We start from the raw sequence: 16496 nt of genomic DNA, 5'->3' as shown, positions 1-16496 counted from the left end.
GGCATAAGCGAGCTTGGGTACGGATGAGCCGCTGCCCGCTTAGTTACTACTGCCATGAACAAGGCACTACTCCTTTGCTGCAGCTTTCTGCTATGGGCCGCGCAGCTGGTGGCCGCTCCGGCCAACGTAAATTTCGTTTCGGAACATGGCGTTCCGTTTGAGCTGGTGTTTGATGGGCGCCCGCTAACCCGGACTATTTCGCGCGAGGTGTATATTGACCGGGTGCAGCCCGGCTTTCACTGGGCCGAGTTTCGGATTCCGGCCGGCCGGGGCTTCGTGAAATACCGGACCCGTGTGTTTCTGGATGCCGGCTACGAATCGAATTATATCCTGATTGCCCGCCGCGGCTTTGCGCCGGTACTGCGCAAGGTTTCGGCAGTGCCTATCCGCTACAACCGCGGCCCGCGCCGCGACGATGGCCACCATGGTCGGTATGAAGACCGTGACGGCCGCTACGATGACCGGGACGACCGGCGCGACGAGGACCGCCGCCCCGATTACGACTCGCACCTGGACCAGGACGATGACCGCAACGGCCGCTACGAGGACCGCTCGGGCTACAACCGCCGCTCTAATTCCCTGATGAGCTCCGCCGATGTGGATGACCTGATTCAGGCGGTGGATGCCAAGCCGTTTGATAGCGGCAAGCTCTCCATTGCCAAGGATGCGCTTAGCCAAGCGGATATCCGGTCCGAGGACTTAAAGCGCCTGCTGCGCCGCTTCGATTTTGAGAGCCAGCGCCTGGAGCTAGCCAAATATGCCAGCAGCCACGTGGCCGATCCGAAGAACTTCTATCAGGTATATGAGCTGTTTAACTTCGACTCTAACATAAAAGAGTTGCAGCAATACAGCGCCCAGGCCCGCCAGAACGACGACTACCGCCCCGGTTACGAGGACCGCAGCCGCTCCGTGATGACGCCGGCCGAAGTGGATGGGTTATTGCGGGCCGCCACCACGAAGTCCTTCGATAAAGACAAACTGGCTATTCTGCAGGATGGGCTGGCGCGCACCTCCATCCGCACCGACGACCTGAAGCGCATGCTGCGGGCCTTCAGCTTTGAGGATCAGCGGCTGGAGCTGGCGAAATACGCCTACAGCCACGTTATCGACCCGCAGAATTTTCCGCAGGTGTACGCCCTGTTCAACTTCAATTCTAATGTAGAGGCCCTGCGCGACTACGTTAATCAGCAACCCCGCCGCTAACCTGCCTCTTCTGCGCTATGAAACAGCAAAAAGGCTTCCCGAAAGGGAAGCCTTTTTGCTGTTTTGGTGTTTGGGGAGCAGCGTTTACCGCAGGCGGTCCATGCTGCGCACCAGCTGCTCGTCGCGGCGGATAAAGCGGTTGGCCAGCAGGTTGAGTAGCAGTGCCAGCGTGGGCAGGTAAAAGCCCGCTTCGAAAGCGCCGGCCAGCTTTACATTCAGCATCCGCTCGCCTACGCCGGAGTAGTACCAGCTGGCGCCAATGGTGCCCATAATCAGGACCAGATTCAGCAGGCCCAGCTGGAGCTGGCGGAAGCGGTTGCGGAACTGGAAGATTTCGAAAACCGCCACGGCAGCCGAAGCCAGCGCCAGGGCGGCAATGGGCCAGGTAGCCGTGGGTACTGACATGCCGGGGTCGGCGTGAGCATAGGTGAGCTTGGTGGCGGTGAGCTGGAGCTCCTGGCCGCTGAGCGGATCCACTTTGCTCCAGATAGGCAGGAAAACAACGCTTAGCATGGCCAACGCCAGCAGCAATAGGAACACGCTTTGGATTCTTTGTATCATCTTTGTGTTTTGCTAGTTCAGACTGGCCCGCGTATGCCGCGGGCCGGCAAAAGTAGCCAACAACGACCGGAATAACCGCATTTCAATACCAATGCAAACTGCATATATCGTGGACGCCGTCCGCACCCCTATTGGCAAATTTGGCGGTGCGCTCAGCAGCGTACGTCCCGACGACCTGGCCGCACACGTGTTGCGCGAGCTGATGCGCCGCAATCCTTCGGTGGATAAATCGGCCATTGAAGACGTGATTATGGGCGCCGCCAACCAGGCCGGCGAAGACAACCGTAACGTGGCCCGCATGGCGGCGCTGCTGGCCGGCCTGCCGACTACCGTGCCCGGCAACACTGTAAACCGCCTGTGCGCCTCCGGCCTGCAAAGCATTATGGATGCCGCACGTGCCATTAAAGCCGGCGAAGGCGACATATACCTGGCCGGCGGGGCCGAAAGCATGACGCGCGCGCCGTTTGCCATGGCGAAGTCGGAAACTGCCTTTGGCCGTGACTTTACTGCCCACGATACCACGCTGGGCTGGCGCTTCGTCAACCCCAAGCTCTCCAAGCTGCATCACCCCTTCACCATGGGCGAAACGGCGGAGAACGTGGCCCGGAAATACGGCATCACGCGGCTGGAGCAGGATGAGTTTGCCTTCAACTCCCAGCGCAAATACCACCGGGCATTCGAGAAAGGCCGTTTCCGCCGCGAAATTGTGCCCGTATTCGTATCCAGCCCCAAAGGCGACGCGGCCCTGTTCGACCACGATGAGCCCCCGCGCCTCTCTACCATGGAGAAGCTGGCCAGCATCCGCCCGGCTTTCCTGCCCCTGGATGGTACCGTAACGGCCGGCAACTCCGCCGGTATCAACGATGGTGCTGCCGCCGTGATGATGGTAAATGAAGCGGCCCTCAAGCTATACAACCTGAAGCCGCTGGCCCGGGTGGTGGCCTCCGCCGTGGCGGGCGTCGATCCGGCGTACATGGGTCTGGGCCCCGTGCCCGCCACCCAGAAAGTGCTGCACCGCGCCGGCCTCACGCTCAATGAGTTGGATCTGATTGAGCTGAACGAAGCCTTTGCCGCTCAGAGCATTGCCTGCATGCGCGACCTGAACCTGGATCCGGAGAAAGTGAACGTGAACGGCGGCTCTATTGCCATTGGGCACCCGCTGGGCTGCTCCGGCGCCCGCATCACGGCCACCCTCATCCATGAAATGCAGCGCCGCGAAAACGTGCGCTACGGCCTGGCTACTATGTGTGTAGGCGTAGGGCAGGGCGCTGCGGTTATTTACGAAAAGCTGTAACGGTCATTCCGAGGCAGGCGGAAGCTGCGGGGCTCAGTGTCTCAACTCAGATTCCGCCTGCCTCGGAATAATAAATAACTCTTCGCGCATGGCCGATTCCCTGCTGACGCCGACCCTTGCGTTGCCCATACCGGGGGCGCGGCTGCGGCCCTGGCGGCAGAGTGACGCGCCCGCACTGGCCCATTACGCCAACGACCGGGCTATCTGGCAGAACCTGCGCGACACATTTCCGCACCCCTATACCACCGAGGATGCCGAGTATTTCCTGGCTCTGGTAGCTGATAGTCAGCGGGACATACACCTGGCCATTGAAGTAGGAGGGGAGGCCGTCGGGAATATTGGAGTGCACTTCAAATCGGATATCCGTCGCCGCTCTGCGGAAATTGGCTACTGGCTGGCCCGGGACTACTGGGGCCGGGGCCTGGCTACTGCTGCCGTACGTACACTCTCCGACTACGTGCTAGGCAACTTTGATGTGTGCCGTTTATTTGCGGTGGTCTTCGAGCCCAACTATGCTTCAGCCCGTGTGCTGGAAAAGGCCGGTTACGCCCTGGAAGGCCGGCTGCGCAAAAGCATTGTGAAAGATGGCCAGATGCTGGACTCCCGCCTTTACGCTCTCATCAAGGAAGAATAAGCCGGCCGGCCGGAAGCCTGTGCTCCTGGCTTTTCCTTTTCTCTTTCTGATTTCTCCCTGCCCTTGCGCTACTTCCTTCATCTCGGCTACGATGGCAGCCTGTACCACGGCTGGCAGGTACAACCCAACACGCTGACGGTGCAGCGCGAGCTGGACCGCTGCCTGTCGCAGGTGCTGCGCCAGCCGGTGTACTCCCTGGGCAGCGGCCGCACCGATTCCGGCGTGCACGCCAGCCATCAGGTAGCGCATTTTGACGCCGAAATACCCGACACGCTTGACCCCGAAACACTGCTGTACCGGCTTAACCGGGCGCTGCCGCGCGATATTCGGGTGTATGCGGTGCATCCGGTGCCGGATAAAGCCAACGCCCGCTTCGATGCCGAAGCCCGCACCTACGAGTACCACGTACGCCTCGTGCCCGACCCCTTCACGCCCGCCCACGCCCTCTACCTCGACCGCGCCCCGGATCTGGCAGCCATGAACCAGGCGGCCGGTTACCTGCTGGGCTCCCGCGACTTCACCAGCTTTTCCAAAGTGAAAGGCGGTGAGAAGCACTACGTGTGCGTTTGCTACGAGGCCGGCTGGCGCGAAGTGCCCGGCGGGCTTATTTTCCGCATCCGGGCCAACCGTTTTGTGCGGGGCATGGTGCGGCTGGTGGTGGGCACGCTGCTCACCGTGGGCCGCGGTAAGATCACGCCCGAAGAGTTCAAGCAGATTCTGGACGACCAGAGCCGGGTGGCGGCCAGCGGCGCGGCCCCGGCCAACGGCCTGTTTCTGGCCCGGGTGGAATATCCGCCCGAACTGGTGCCGGTAGAACAGCTACCCGCCGGAATGCCGTACTTTGTGAGCCGTTAGCCCCACGGGGTTAACAGCACTGCAACTTAGGGGCAGGATAAGGGGTTATTGACCTTCGTAACCCCTTCTATTCTAAAACACATATCCACTTGGAGCAGGCAACTACCGCCACCAAAACCGGCAATATCTTCGACTGGCAGGTGCTGCGCCGGCTGATGACCTACGTGCGCCCTTACCAGCGGGTATTCTACTTTCTGATATTCCTGACCGTGGCCACGGCTGCGCTGGGCACTTTGCGTCCCTTCCTGATTCAGCAGATGGTGGACGTGAGCATTGAGCAGGGCGACATGGTGGGCGTGAACAAGATGTTCGGTCTGCTCATTATCCTGCTGGTGGCTCATACCCTGGTCAGCTACCTGCAAACCTACTTCGGCGGCTGGCTGGGCCAGTACATCGTGCGCGACATCCGGGTAGACCTCTACCAGCATATCCTGAATCTGCGCCTGAAGTTCTTCGACCGCACCCCTATCGGGCAGCTCGTCACGCGCAACATCTCCGATGTGGAGACTCTGTCGGATGTTTTCAGCGAGGGTCTGGCCGCCATGATTGGCGACATTCTGCAGCTGGTGTTCATCATGGGCTTCATGTTTTACATCGACTGGCGCCTGACGCTGGTAAGCCTGTCCGTGATTCCGCCGCTGCTTTTCAGCACTTATGTGTTCAAGGAGAAGGTGAAGAAGTCCTTCCAGGAGGTGCGCACGGCCGTAGCGGCCCTGAACTCCTTCGTGCAGGAGCACCTCACGGGAATGAACGTGGTGCAGATTTTCAACAACGAGGAGCGCGAATTCCGCAAGTTTGAGAAGATCAACCAGGAGCATACCCGCGCCAACATTCGCTCCGTGCTCTATTATAGCATCTACTTCCCAGTGGCCGAAGTATTGGCGGCCGTAGGAGTGGGGCTGCTGGTATGGTATGCCGCGCAGGGTCAGATTGAAGGCACCATTTCCAAAGGCGCGCTCATCGCCTTTATCATGTATAATGCGTTGTTTTTTAGGCCGATTCGTCAGATTGCGGACCGGTTTAATACTCTGCAGCTGGGTCTGGTGAGCACGGAGCGCCTGCTGAAGCTGCTCGACAGCAAAGAGCTCATTGCCGATACCGGCACCTTCGCCCCCGCCAACCTGCGCGGCGACGTAGAGTTCGACCACGTCTGGTTTGCCTATAACGACGAGGAATGGGTGCTGCGCGACATCAGCTTCACCGCTCAGGCCGGCCAGACGGTGGCCTTTGTGGGCGCTACCGGTGCGGGCAAAACCAGCATCATCAACCTGCTCAGCCGCTTCTACGAAATCAACAAAGGCACCATCCGCATCGATGGCCACGATCTGCGCGAGTTCGACCTGAAACACCTGCGCCGGCACATTGGCGTGGTGCTGCAGGATGTGTTCCTCTTTGCCGGTACTATTAAGGACAATATCACCCTGGGCAACCAGGATATTACCGAAGCCCAGATCTGGGAAGCGGCCGATTTGGTGGGTGCCCGGCGCTTTATTGAGCGCCTGCCCGGCGCCCTGCAGTACGAGGTAATGGAGCGCGGCGCTACGCTTTCCGTGGGCCAGCGCCAGCTCATCAGCTTTGTGCGCGCCATGGTGTACCAGCCGCGCATCATCATTCTGGATGAAGCCACGTCTTCTGTCGATTCGGAAACCGAGGAGTTGATTCAGCAGGCCATTGAAAAGCTGATGCAGGGCCGCACCTCGCTGGTTATTGCCCACCGCCTCAGCACCATCCAGAAAGCGGACCGCATTATTGTGCTGGACCGGGGCGAAATCAAAGAAAGCGGCACCCACGAGGAGCTGTTGCGCCACGGCGGCTTTTACCAGCAGCTCTATCAGATGCAGTACAAAGACGCGCTGGCCTAACCGTGTAAGAGTGCCTTCTGAATTATCCGCTCTGCCCTGCTAACAGACCCCTGATACCCCTAATTAAGAACGAATGACGCGTTGGTTTTTTCTGCTGTCGATTTTGATAGCTGCTTTGGCGGCCGGTATTTATGCCTATCTGGGTGGCTTCCGCTCCCCGGAAGTGGAGTTGGTAACCACGCAGGGCCCCATTTACCTGGCCGGCAAATATTTCAACGGCCGCGTCGATAGCAAAGAGTTTGGGCCCCTGTTCCGGCAGGCCCACCAGCTGCAGGAAAGCGGGCAGCTGCGCGGCGAGCTGGCAAACATCTACTACAACGACCCGGAAGCCGCCGGCGACACCGTAAAGGCGTTCATTGGCCTGATTGTGCCCGATACCACCACGCAAACGCTACCCAGCGGCTACCGCTACAGCACATTCAGCGGCGGGCAGCGCGTGGTGCGCGCCCGCATCAATGCCAGCTACATGGTGGCTCCGGATAAATTGTATGCCGGCATCAAGCGCTATGCCGAGCTGCAAAAGCTCAAGCTGCAGAAGGTGTATGTGGAAAGCTTCCCGGCTAAAGGGCCGGTAGAGGTGATGGCGGTAGTACAGTAAACAGTATTATATAAGTTATAAGCTAGCAAAAAGGCGGCTTCGAAATCCCGGAGCCGCCTTTTTGCATTGTATTACGCTCTGTTAGCGCCCTAGATAGTAGGAAGCGCCTAAGTGTAAACTACTGAGACCGAATCTGAAATTGAAAGAAGTGTCCACTGTCCGGAACCGATTTTCATTATCTTTTTTAGTATCTGCAAGATGGTAATATCCCATACCTCCTACTGAAAGCTCTAAACCTATGTTCTCAGTTGGAAAAAGTACAAAGCCAGGTGACAAACTCGCGTAGTAACCATCTTTACGGTTTGTCTGGTCACTATAGCCAGGATAATCAGTCTTAGAAACAGAATAAGTGTTATTGTAACCTGCACCTAACTGCCCATAAAAGGCCACTTTATCACCCAAAAACTTATAATAGCGAACCATCGGCCCTATACTGAGGTAGCGAGATTTGCTTTTTGAATCTACATGTCTACCTCCGGAGTAATCATTGATATAGGCGGAGGAATTCTGCCAGCTGCCATTTAGACTGCCTGATAGTCCAATAGCCAGGTTCTCAGATATAAAATATCCAATTGAAGGTGAGAGTCCCAAATCTATATTCTTACTTTCATTCGAGGAGTTTGTAGAAGAGGAACCTGTTGTTTCAGTCTTCGCGCTATAAAAATTGATTGAGCCTGATAATAGCTTGGTACCCGGAGCAATTTGGGCCTGGGCTGAACAGGCAACTAAACTTAGGAAAGCGACACTACAAATAGCTTTTTTCATTGTGGAGGAAGATAGATAAGAGAAAGAAATGAAAAGTAAGGTAATGGCTTTACTAACATCCTTTTATAGAATATATTTTAGACTCTATTAATAATTTGGCAATGTGTTGTTGTCCAAGGCACTGAAAAGTAAAAAATCTGCTAGAGCAGATTGTTAAAAGGTACCTAAAGCAAAAGCCCGCTGAACCGAAGTTCAGCGGGCTTTTTTGTAGAGGCGGGAAAATATGTCGGGGTGGCAGGATTCGAACCTACGGCCTCGTCGTCCCGAACGACGCGCGCTACCGGGCTGCGCTACACCCCGTGGTGGGTGCTGCCGGTAGCACCCAGGGTACTAGTAATTTTTAGGCCGGAAAAAAGCCTCCGAACCGAAGTTCAGAGGCTTTCCGAGCCGCAGCTCTATTCAGTCGGAGTGGCAGGATTCGAACCTACGACCTCCAGCACCCCATGCTGGCGCGATACCAGGCTACGCTACACCCCGATGGAATCGAGTTGCAAATGTAAGGCAACGACAGGATGCAACGCAACTTTATCGGCTATAAAATCTTGATTGCGCTTAGTACAGGAGCCCGGCAAAGCCATTTTCTCTGGGTAATATATTGATGAAAAGCAGGTTATCGGCTTCGTGTTTTTAGAAGAAAATCCGATAAAAGACAATGGCAGCCGCACTTGTCTTTCGCTTTCAGCCTGCCTTGAGTAAGCTTCAGAGCCGTAAAATAAAAGCAGGCTATATCTGTTTTGTGCAACATTTTGGTGCGATTTCTGCCTTGTAGCAACAGAATTTCTTTAATTTTACAAAAGGAGCTTTCTCTTTTTCGGGTGCTGTTTATGAAAACATTTACTTCGCTGATGGCGCTGGCCATTCTTTTGGTAGGAGTCCAAGCTGCTTCAGCTCAGACGAAGCCCGCCGCTAAGCCTGCTGCCAAACCGGCCGCTAAGGCTCCGGCAAAACCTGCAGTAAAGCCTGCGGCCTCGGTGGCCAAGCCGGCCGCAGCTAAGGCAACCCCGGCTAAGCCAGCTCCCGTTGCTGCAGCAGCCCCGGCCGCCCCGGCTCTCATTTCAGATACCGATAACGCTGCGCCTGCCGCCGCCTCTACCGACGCGCTGAAGGTGCGCATCGAAAGTAACCCCATTACCAAGCGCCTGGTAGTGCGGACCAATGCCACCGGTCCTACCCGCGTGGAGGTGAACGATGATGCGGGTCGTCCGGTGCTGACCCGGGATATTGTAGCCGGCGACGCGGCCGCGGTGCTGGATGTCAGCCGCCTGCCCGCCGGTAGCTATATTGTGCAGTGCACCTCCGGGGAGCGGCGCGGAATGCGCCGCGTAGTGCTCGGTCAATAGTTTCACGGCAAAACTCGTATTTAAAAGAGCCCCGCTGATGTAGTTAGCGGGGCTCTTTTATGCCCTTGCCTGGCAGATAAGGTAGTTGCGTACCTTCGCTTTATGGCGCAGCGGCTTTTCTCCTATTGGGAGCACCAGACGTTTCTGGATGCATATGATGTAGTAATTGTAGGAGGCGGTATTGTGGGACTCACAGCCGCCATTTTCACCCGGCGGCTGCGGCCCACGGCCCGCGTGTGCGTACTGGAGCGCGACCTGCTGCCCAACGGAGCCAGTACCAAAAACGCCGGCTTTGCCTGCTTCGGCAGCATTTCGGAGCTCATCGAGCAGGAAAAGAAAAGCGGCACCGCCGCCTTACTGCAAGTGGTGCAGGCCCGCTGGCAGGGTTTGGCCCTGCTGCGGGAGCTGCTCGGGGATGAGGCGCTGTGCTACGAAGGCGTTGGGGGGTATGAGCTTTTTCGACCCGAAGACGCAGCCCTGGCGCACACCTGCCGGGAAAAACTGGGGTACTACAACCAGTTGCTGGCCCCCATTATTGGTACTGCCGATATCTTTCGGGATGCTACGGCCCAAATCCCGGAATTGGGCTTTGCCGGCGTAGATATGATGTTGGAGAATACGGCAGAAGGCTGTCTGGACAGCGGCCGCATGATGCACCGCCTGCTGCAGCTGGCCTGGCAGGAAGGCGTAACGGTGCTGCACGGCTGCCCGGTTACTGCGCTGGAAAGCCGCGCCGCTGATGTACGGCTGGAAACGGGGCTGGGTCCTATGCTGGCCGGGCAGGTGCTGCTGGCCACCAATGCCTTCACGGCGCAGTTTTTCCCGGAGCTGGATGTGCAGCCCGGCCGCGGGCAGGTGCTGGTTACGGAGCCTATTCCTGGCCTTGCCGTACGCGGCACCTTTCATTATGATAAAGGCTACTATTACTTCCGGCAGATAGGCAACCGGCTGCTGCTGGGCGGCGGCCGCAACCTCGACTTTGCCGCCGAAGCTACCACCGAGCCCGGCCTTACCGATCTGGTGCAGAACCGGCTGGAGCAGCTGCTCAATGAAGTTATTCTACCCGGGCAGCGCCCCCGTATCGATTACCGCTGGAGCGGTGTTATGGCGTTTGGCGCTGATCTGGAGCCCATTATACAGCCACTGGCTCCCGGAATCTTCGGGGCTTTGCGCTGCAACGGTATGGGCGTAGCCATGGGCGCCGGGAGCGGGCGCCGGGCCGCCGAAATGATGAACAGGTAGTAGCCAAAAAGTAGCGCGAGGCTCCGGCTTCGCGGACGAGCGCAGCGAGTTCCAACGCGGCTGTATACGTCAGAACTCGCGTTGCTCGTCCGCGAAGCCGGAGCTTCGCGCTACATTCTTACACTTCTTCGCTTTGCAGCTGCCGCTCGTACAGCGCCCGGTACAGGCCCTGCTCGTCGCGCATCAGTGCCTCGTGCGTACCGTGCTGCACAATCTGGCCGTCATCCAGTACCAGAATCTCATCGGCCAGCTTTACCGAGGACACCCGGTGGGAGATGATGAGGCTGGTGCGGTTGGCCATAATGCGCTGCAGGCTGGCCAGAATAGCGTTTTCCGTGTTGGTGTCCACGGCGGATAGGGAGTCGTCGAGAATCAGGATGCCAGGCTCTTTTACCAGGGCGCGGGCAATGCTGACGCGTTGCTTCTGGCCGCCGGAAAGCGTAATTCCCCGCTCACCCACTTTGGTGTCGAAGCCTTCCGGAAAGCGGATGATGTTGTCGTATACGTTGGCATCCTTGGCGGCCTGCAGCATGCGTTCCTCCGTGGGTTGGTCCAGGCCGAAGTTGATGTTGTTGCGGATGGTATCGGAAAACAGGAACACATCCTGCGGCACGTAGCCGATTTGCTCCCGCAGCGAAGTCAGGGCGTAGTCGCGCACGTCCACGCCATCTACCTGAATGCTGCCGCCGGAAACGTCGTAGAGGCGGCAGAGCAGGGCGGCCACGGTGCTTTTGCCCGAGCCGGTGTTGCCGATGACGGCCAGCGTCTGGCCCGGTCGGATGCGGAAGGACACGTCGCGCAGGGCCTGAATACCGGTATCGGGGTAAGTGAAGGAGACGTGGTCGAACACAATGTCACCCTGAATTTCCTTCTCCACATTCTGCCGCGAGACGATATCCGTTTTCTGGTGCAGGAACTCGTTGATCCGGGCCTGGGAGGCTTCGGCGCGCTGCACCAGGGAAGACGTCCAGCCCAGGGCCGTCACGGGCCAGGTGAGCAGGTTCACGTAAATCAGGAACTCCGCAATGCTGCCCGTAGTGATGGTGCCCCGAATCACTTCCTGGCCGCCCACCCACACGGTAATAATGGTGCTGAGGCCCACCAGGAACAAAATCAGCGGAAAAAACAGGGAGTTCACAAAATTCAGGCTCAGCGACTTCTGCTTGTACTCATCGGAAGCCAGCGCAAACTGCCGGTGCGAATCTTCTTCCCGCACGAACGATTTCAGCACCCGGATACCTGAAAACGCTTCCTGCACAAATGTGGTCATGCCGGCCAGGGAGCGTTGAATCTCGTCGGACTTCCGCTCAATCAGGTTGTTCACGTAGAAAATGCTGATGCTCAGCACCGGCAGCGGCAGCAGGGTGTACAGCGTCAGCTTCACGTTCACCATCAGCATCAGCGGCACAATCAGCAGAAACAAGATAACCAGCTGCAGAAAATACATGATGGCCGGCCCGATGTACATGCGCACCCGACCCACGTCCTCGCTGATGCGCGACATTAAATCTCCGGTGCTGTGGCGGCGGTAGAAGGATAGGGGCAGGGACTGGTAGTGCTGGTAGATTTCGTTTTTCTGGTCGTTTTCGATGAGCCGGCTCATCACGATAAGCGTCTGGCGCATGAAAAACAGAAAGATGCCCCGCAGCAGCGCCATCGTCACAATTAGCACCCCGTAGAGCAGCACGTTGCGGCCAAATAAGGCATACACGCCACTCTGCGCCTCAGTGCCGGCGTAGAGGTGATAGAGGTCAATTCCTTCGCCTACCAGGTCAAAGGAATAGCGCACAATCTGGGCCGGGAAAATGGCCAGCAGCGTGCTCAGGGCCACAAACAGTACCCCCCCCAGGAAGTGCCATTTATAGCGGAAGAGGTATTTATTGGTGGAAGCGAGGGCGCGCACGTAAAGCAGGTTAGGACGGGTGGGCAACCTCCGACGCCATAAGCTTGTACATAGCTGATAGGGTGCCGGAGTCAGAAAAACGGGTTACTTTTGCACCCGAATTGCGGGGGCGGTATTGTCGTGTTGACAAAGATACAACAAGCCGGCCCTTACGGTTTCCCACCCAAATTTTCCCACCCACCCTTTTTCAAACATTCCACCCGCATGGTTGAAATTCAAACCCTGGCTCCCGCGTCCATCTTTGGTCAGATTGCCGAGCACGAGCACGAACAAGTCGTGTTCTGCCACGACAAGGACACCGGTCTGCGCGCCATCATCGGCATTCACAATACCGTACTGGGCCCGGCCCTGGGCGGCACCCGCATGTGGCACTACGCTTCTGATGCGGAAGCCCTGAAGGATGTATTGCGCCTCTCGCGCGGCATGACCTACAAGGCGGCCATTTCCGGCCTGAACCTGGGCGGTGGCAAAGCCGTGATTATTGGGGATGCCAAAACGCTGAAAAACGAAGCCCTGCTGCGCAAATTCGGCCGCTTCGTGCAGAACCTCAACGGCAAGTACATCACCGCCGAAGATGTGAACATGACCACCAAGGACATGGAGTACATCCGGATGGAAACCAAGCACGTGGCCGGCCTGCCCGAGAGCATGGGCGGCTCCGGCGACCCCTCGCCGGTAACGGCTTACGGCACCTACATGGGCATGAAGGCCGCCGCGAAAAAGGCATTCGGCTCCGACTCTCTGGCCGGTAAGCGCATTGCCGTGCAGGGCGTGGGCCACGTGGGTACCTACCTGCTGGAGCATCTTTCCAAGGAAGGCGCCAAAATCATTCTGACCGATTACTACGAAGACCGCGCCATTGAAGCCGCTGCCAAGTTTAAGGCGGTAGCCGTGGGTCTGGAGGAAATCTACGACCAGAACGTGGACATCTACTCGCCGTGCGCGCTGGGTGCCACCATCAACGATGATACCCTGGACCGTTTGAAGTGCAGAGTTATTGCCGGCTGCGCCAACAACCAGCTGCAGGACGAAAATGTGCACGGCCCGGCGCTGGTAGAGCGCGGCATCATCTACGCCCCCGATTTCCTGATCAACGCCGGTGGCCTGATCAATGTGTACTCCGAGGTGATTGGCGGCAGCCGCCAGTCGGCCCTCACCCAGACCGAGAAAATTTACGATTTCACCACGCAGGTGCTTGAAAAAGCCGAGCAGGAGGGGACGCATCCACAGGCCGCTGCCATTCGGCAGGCTGAGGAGCGCATCGCCGCCATCGGTAAGGTTAAATCCACTTACTAATTGGTGAGATGGTGAAATAGAGAAATGGTGAGTTTGATGTTCCAGTGGCGCAGGACTGCGTTATCAGATCATCAAACTCCCTGTTTCTTCCTCTCACCAACTCACATCTTCACCAACAAGAATGCTCAATCGTCGCACGCTCCGCATTAAAGTCATGCAGGCCCTCTATGCCTATCAGCAGGCCATTGGGTCCGATGCCTCCCTGGCCCTTGACCGCATTGCGGATGCCTTTGCGCCGGACCTGAACTCGCCCGAGCCCCAGGACCGCAAGGTGCTGAAAGGCCAGCAGAAGATGGCGGAAGTTATCTTCAAGGACTGGCTGAAAACCGGCGAAGAGCCGGAGCCCCTGGACGACAAGGAGGTAAACGACGCCGTGCAGGATGCCATCAAGTACTATAAGAAGGCCAAGGCCAAGGATGGTACTTTCTTTGGCGGGCAGATGGTGCACGCGGCCGAGAGCATTCATGACCAGTACATTCACCTGCTGAACCTGCCTACGGCCTTGCTGCAGGTATTTGAGGAGGAGAAAAACCGCGAGTCGCGGCGCTACACCGCGCCCAAGGAGCAGCGCCTGGATACCACGCGCCTGGAAGAAAACCAGGTGCTGCAGAAGCTGGCCGAGAACAAGCAGCTGCTGGACCTCACCATTCGGCGCACCCTGCACTGGGGCGGCGAGGATGAGATGGAGGCCCTGCGCCGGGCCTGGCGCAACGAAATCCGCAACGATGCCGAGCTGCAGAGCTACCTGGCCGCCCCGGCCGGCTCCTACGCCGAGGATCAGGAAATGGTGAAGCACCTCTACAAGGAATACGTGTTCAAAGGCGAGGCCCTGCCGGCCTGGCTGGAAGAAGACGACCTGAATTGGGAGGAAAACCGCTCCGTGGTGAAAAACCTGGTGATGAAGACGCTGAAAATGCTGGACGAGCAGGCCGACGAAAACCTGGAGCTCATGTCCCTGTCGGCTAACTGGCAGGAGGACAAGGAGTTTGCCGAGGCTCTCTACAAGCAGACCATGGAGGCCGATGAGCAGTACGAAAAGCTCATTGCCGACTCCGTGCAGAACTGGGACGTGGAGCGCGTAGCCCTCACCGACAAGATTATCCTGAAAATGGCCTTGTGCGAGATGCACTCTTTCCGGGCTATTCCGGTGAAAGTGACCATCAACGAGTACATTGAAATCAGCAAGAATTACAGTACTCCCAAGAGCAAGCAGTTTGTGAACGGTATTCTGGATAAATTGGCGCAGGACCTGACGGCCAGCGGCGCTATCCGTAAGTCAGGCCGCGGGTTGCTGGATAACCAGTAGCCGACGGCAACCTCCGGTGCGCCGGAACCGTTGAGCCTACCTACCATTCATCCGTATTCTCCTATTCCCACCACGCCACGTTTTCCGCACTATGGGTAGCAAAACCACTACCGGCATCTTGTGCTTTGCAGGCGGCGCCCTCACCGGGGCCGTTCTCGGCATTCTATACGCCCCCGAAAAAGGCCGCGAAACCCGCAGCTGGCTCAGCTATAAGCTCGAAAAATACCGCGAGACCCTGGCCGACCTCACCGAAAGCCTCGTGACCAGCCGCAACGAAAACGCGCCGTCCTCGGCCAAATCGGAAGGCCAGCGCGTCATCCGCGACGCCAAGGACAAAGCCGAGCAGCTGCTGGGAGATGTTGATCAGCTTATCAATCAGATTAACTCCCGCCGCTCCACGCTGTAATTTTAACGGAATGTGAAAAATGGGAAGTATGTGCTGATGTGCGGGTGCCAAGCCAACACGTAGCCACGCTTCACATTTTTCACATTTTTTCTTTTCGCATATTCATTCGTCATGCATACCATCACCCTCATTCCCGGCGACGGCATCGGGCCGGAAATCACCAAAGCGGTTATTGACATTTTTTCCGCCGCGCAGGTGCCCGTGCAATGGGAAGAGCAGAACGCCGGTCAGACCACGTTTGACCAGTCGGGCGAGCTGATTCCGCAGACGCTGCTGGACTCTTTGGAGCGCAACCGGGTGGCCCTGAAAGGCCCCATCACCACGCCCGTGGGCAAAGGCTTCCGCAGCATCAACATCACGCTGCGTCAGAAGTACGATTTGTACCAGAACGTGCGCCCGGCCCAGACCACCGAGGGCATTACCTCCCGCTACGCCGGCGTGGACCTGGTGCTGTTCCGCGAGAACACCGAAGGCCTGTATTCCGGGCTGGAAGTGTATGATGAGCGCCTGGGTATCTCCGACTCATTTAACCGCATTACGGTAAATGGCTCGCGCAAAATCTGCCGCGCGGCCTTTGCCTACGCTGCAAAGCACGGCCGCAAAAAGGTAACGCTGGCCCACAAAGCCAACATCCTGAAAATGGCCGGCACCCTAATGCTGAATGCCTGCAAGGAAGCCGCCACCGAGTTTCCGCAGATTGTGTTCGAGGACAAGATCATCGACAACATGTGCATGCAGCTGGTGAACAAGCCCGAGCAGTTTGACGTGGTAGTGACGACGAACCTGTTCGGCGACATTCTCTCTGACCTCTGCGCCGGCCTGGTAGGCGGCCTGGGTGTGGTAGCCGGCGCCAACATCGGCGACGACATGGCCATTTTTGAAGCCGTACACGGCTCTGCCCCCGATATTGCCGGCCAGGGCAAAGCCAACCCCACCGCCCTGCTGCGCTCGGCCCTGATGATGCTCCACCACCTGGGCGAGCACCAGCACGCCGACCGCATCCAGAAAGCTCTGGAAGCTACCCTCAAAACCAAAGAGAAGTGCACCGGCGACCTGGGCGGCCAGGCTTCTACCAGCGAGTTTGCCCAGGCCATTATTGACAACCTGGCCTAGCGGTTACGGCCTGATTCTGAAAGCCCTTCTGCGGTTTCTGTCGTTGCCGATGGGAATTGGCGGAAGGGCTTTCGGGTTTATATTTGGGGCGACTTACATTAGTACTTTCAAACGTTGT

The 16496-nt window shown here is 57.7% G+C and carries 15 protein-coding genes and 2 tRNA genes; 12 read left to right on the top strand and 5 right to left on the bottom strand.

Features of this window, described 5'->3' with window-relative positions; translation table 11 throughout:
* The first annotated feature begins 54 nt into the window (after nt 1–54).
* Nucleotides 55–1203 carry a proline and serine-rich protein 1 family protein gene (locus AM218_RS13850; RefSeq protein WP_054414434.1) on the top strand — a complete coding sequence of 383 codons (1149 nt, stop codon included), beginning with the start codon at nt 55–57 and terminating at the stop codon, nt 1201–1203.
* A gap of 84 nt (nt 1204–1287) precedes the next feature.
* Here AM218_RS13850 and AM218_RS13845 read toward each other — a convergent pair whose 3' ends face one another.
* Entirely contained in the window at nt 1288–1764 is a 477-nt protein-coding gene (locus tag AM218_RS13845; protein WP_054414433.1) for a DUF4293 family protein, read from the bottom strand.
* Nucleotides 1765–1855: 91 nt separating this feature from the next.
* Here AM218_RS13845 and AM218_RS13840 point away from each other — a divergent pair, with 91 nt between their 5' ends.
* The 5 genes from AM218_RS13840 to AM218_RS13820 all read left to right on the top strand — a co-directional run bounded on the left by AM218_RS13840 (nt 1856) and on the right by AM218_RS13820 (nt 7007).
* The gene (locus AM218_RS13840; protein ID WP_054414432.1) at nt 1856–3058 is read left to right on the top strand and encodes a thiolase family protein; all 1203 of its coding nucleotides are present in this window, start codon (nt 1856–1858) and stop codon (nt 3056–3058) included.
* A gap of 88 nt (nt 3059–3146) precedes the next feature.
* Nucleotides 3147–3692 (top strand): GNAT family N-acetyltransferase, encoded by a 546-nt coding sequence (locus tag AM218_RS13835; RefSeq protein WP_054414431.1) that lies wholly within the window; start codon nt 3147–3149, stop codon nt 3690–3692.
* A gap of 63 nt (nt 3693–3755) precedes the next feature.
* Complete coding sequence (truA, locus tag AM218_RS13830) at nt 3756–4547, top strand: tRNA pseudouridine(38-40) synthase TruA (protein ID WP_054414430.1); 792 nt, start codon at nt 3756–3758, stop codon at nt 4545–4547.
* Between the two features lie 155 nt (nt 4548–4702).
* Nucleotides 4703–6409 carry an ABC transporter ATP-binding protein gene (locus AM218_RS13825; RefSeq protein WP_054415627.1) on the top strand — a complete coding sequence of 569 codons (1707 nt, stop codon included), beginning with the start codon at nt 4703–4705 and terminating at the stop codon, nt 6407–6409.
* Between the two features lie 73 nt (nt 6410–6482).
* Nucleotides 6483–7007 carry a porin family protein gene (locus AM218_RS13820; protein ID WP_054414429.1) on the top strand — a complete coding sequence of 175 codons (525 nt, stop codon included), beginning with the start codon at nt 6483–6485 and terminating at the stop codon, nt 7005–7007.
* 81 nt (nt 7008–7088) lie between these two features.
* Here the strand turns inward: AM218_RS13820 and AM218_RS16420 are convergent, their stop codons facing one another.
* The 3 genes from AM218_RS16420 to AM218_RS13810 all read right to left on the bottom strand — a co-directional run bounded on the left by AM218_RS16420 (nt 7089) and on the right by AM218_RS13810 (nt 8249).
* Complete coding sequence (locus AM218_RS16420; RefSeq protein ID WP_071843796.1) at nt 7089–7772, bottom strand: outer membrane beta-barrel protein; 684 nt, start codon at nt 7770–7772, stop codon at nt 7089–7091.
* A gap of 226 nt (nt 7773–7998) precedes the next feature.
* A tRNA-Pro gene (locus AM218_RS13815) sits at nt 7999–8072 on the bottom strand.
* 103 nt (nt 8073–8175) lie between these two features.
* Nucleotides 8176–8249: transfer RNA gene (locus AM218_RS13810), tRNA-Pro, on the bottom strand.
* Between the two features lie 347 nt (nt 8250–8596).
* On the opposite strand from AM218_RS13810, the gene AM218_RS16855 reads away from it, so the two are divergent.
* Entirely contained in the window at nt 8597–9112 is a 516-nt protein-coding gene (locus tag AM218_RS16855) for a T9SS type A sorting domain-containing protein (RefSeq protein ID WP_054414428.1), read from the top strand.
* Nucleotides 9113–9214: 102 nt separating this feature from the next.
* The gene (locus tag AM218_RS13800; protein WP_054414427.1) at nt 9215–10354 is read left to right on the top strand and encodes an NAD(P)/FAD-dependent oxidoreductase; all 1140 of its coding nucleotides are present in this window, start codon (nt 9215–9217) and stop codon (nt 10352–10354) included.
* 118 nt (nt 10355–10472) lie between these two features.
* Here the strand turns inward: AM218_RS13800 and AM218_RS13795 are convergent, their stop codons facing one another.
* A complete protein-coding gene (locus AM218_RS13795; RefSeq protein WP_054415625.1) occupies nt 10473–12257 on the bottom strand; it encodes an ABC transporter ATP-binding protein in 1785 nt (594 codons plus the stop codon).
* Between the two features lie 204 nt (nt 12258–12461).
* Between AM218_RS13795 and AM218_RS13790 the strand changes: the two genes are divergently transcribed.
* The 4 genes from AM218_RS13790 to AM218_RS13775 all read left to right on the top strand — a co-directional run bounded on the left by AM218_RS13790 (nt 12462) and on the right by AM218_RS13775 (nt 16378).
* The gene (locus AM218_RS13790) at nt 12462–13553 is read left to right on the top strand and encodes a Glu/Leu/Phe/Val dehydrogenase dimerization domain-containing protein (protein ID WP_054414426.1); all 1092 of its coding nucleotides are present in this window, start codon (nt 12462–12464) and stop codon (nt 13551–13553) included.
* Between the two features lie 121 nt (nt 13554–13674).
* Nucleotides 13675–14859: a transcription antitermination factor NusB gene (gene nusB, locus AM218_RS13785; protein ID WP_054414425.1), complete on the top strand. Its 1185-nt coding sequence runs from the start codon at nt 13675–13677 to the stop codon at nt 14857–14859.
* Between the two features lie 91 nt (nt 14860–14950).
* On the top strand, nt 14951–15265 hold the full coding sequence (locus AM218_RS13780; RefSeq protein ID WP_054414424.1) for a YtxH domain-containing protein: 315 nt from the start codon (nt 14951–14953) through the stop codon (nt 15263–15265).
* A gap of 111 nt (nt 15266–15376) precedes the next feature.
* Nucleotides 15377–16378 (top strand): isocitrate/isopropylmalate dehydrogenase family protein, encoded by a 1002-nt coding sequence (locus AM218_RS13775; RefSeq protein ID WP_054414423.1) that lies wholly within the window; start codon nt 15377–15379, stop codon nt 16376–16378.
* Nucleotides 16379–16496: the final 118 nt, after the last annotated feature.

This window comes from Hymenobacter sp. DG25A (genome assembly GCF_001280305.1).
Classification (GTDB): Bacteria; Bacteroidota; Bacteroidia; order Cytophagales; family Hymenobacteraceae; genus Hymenobacter.
Note: the sequence above shows the minus strand (reverse complement) of the source record. Positions and strands in the feature narration are given on the sequence as shown.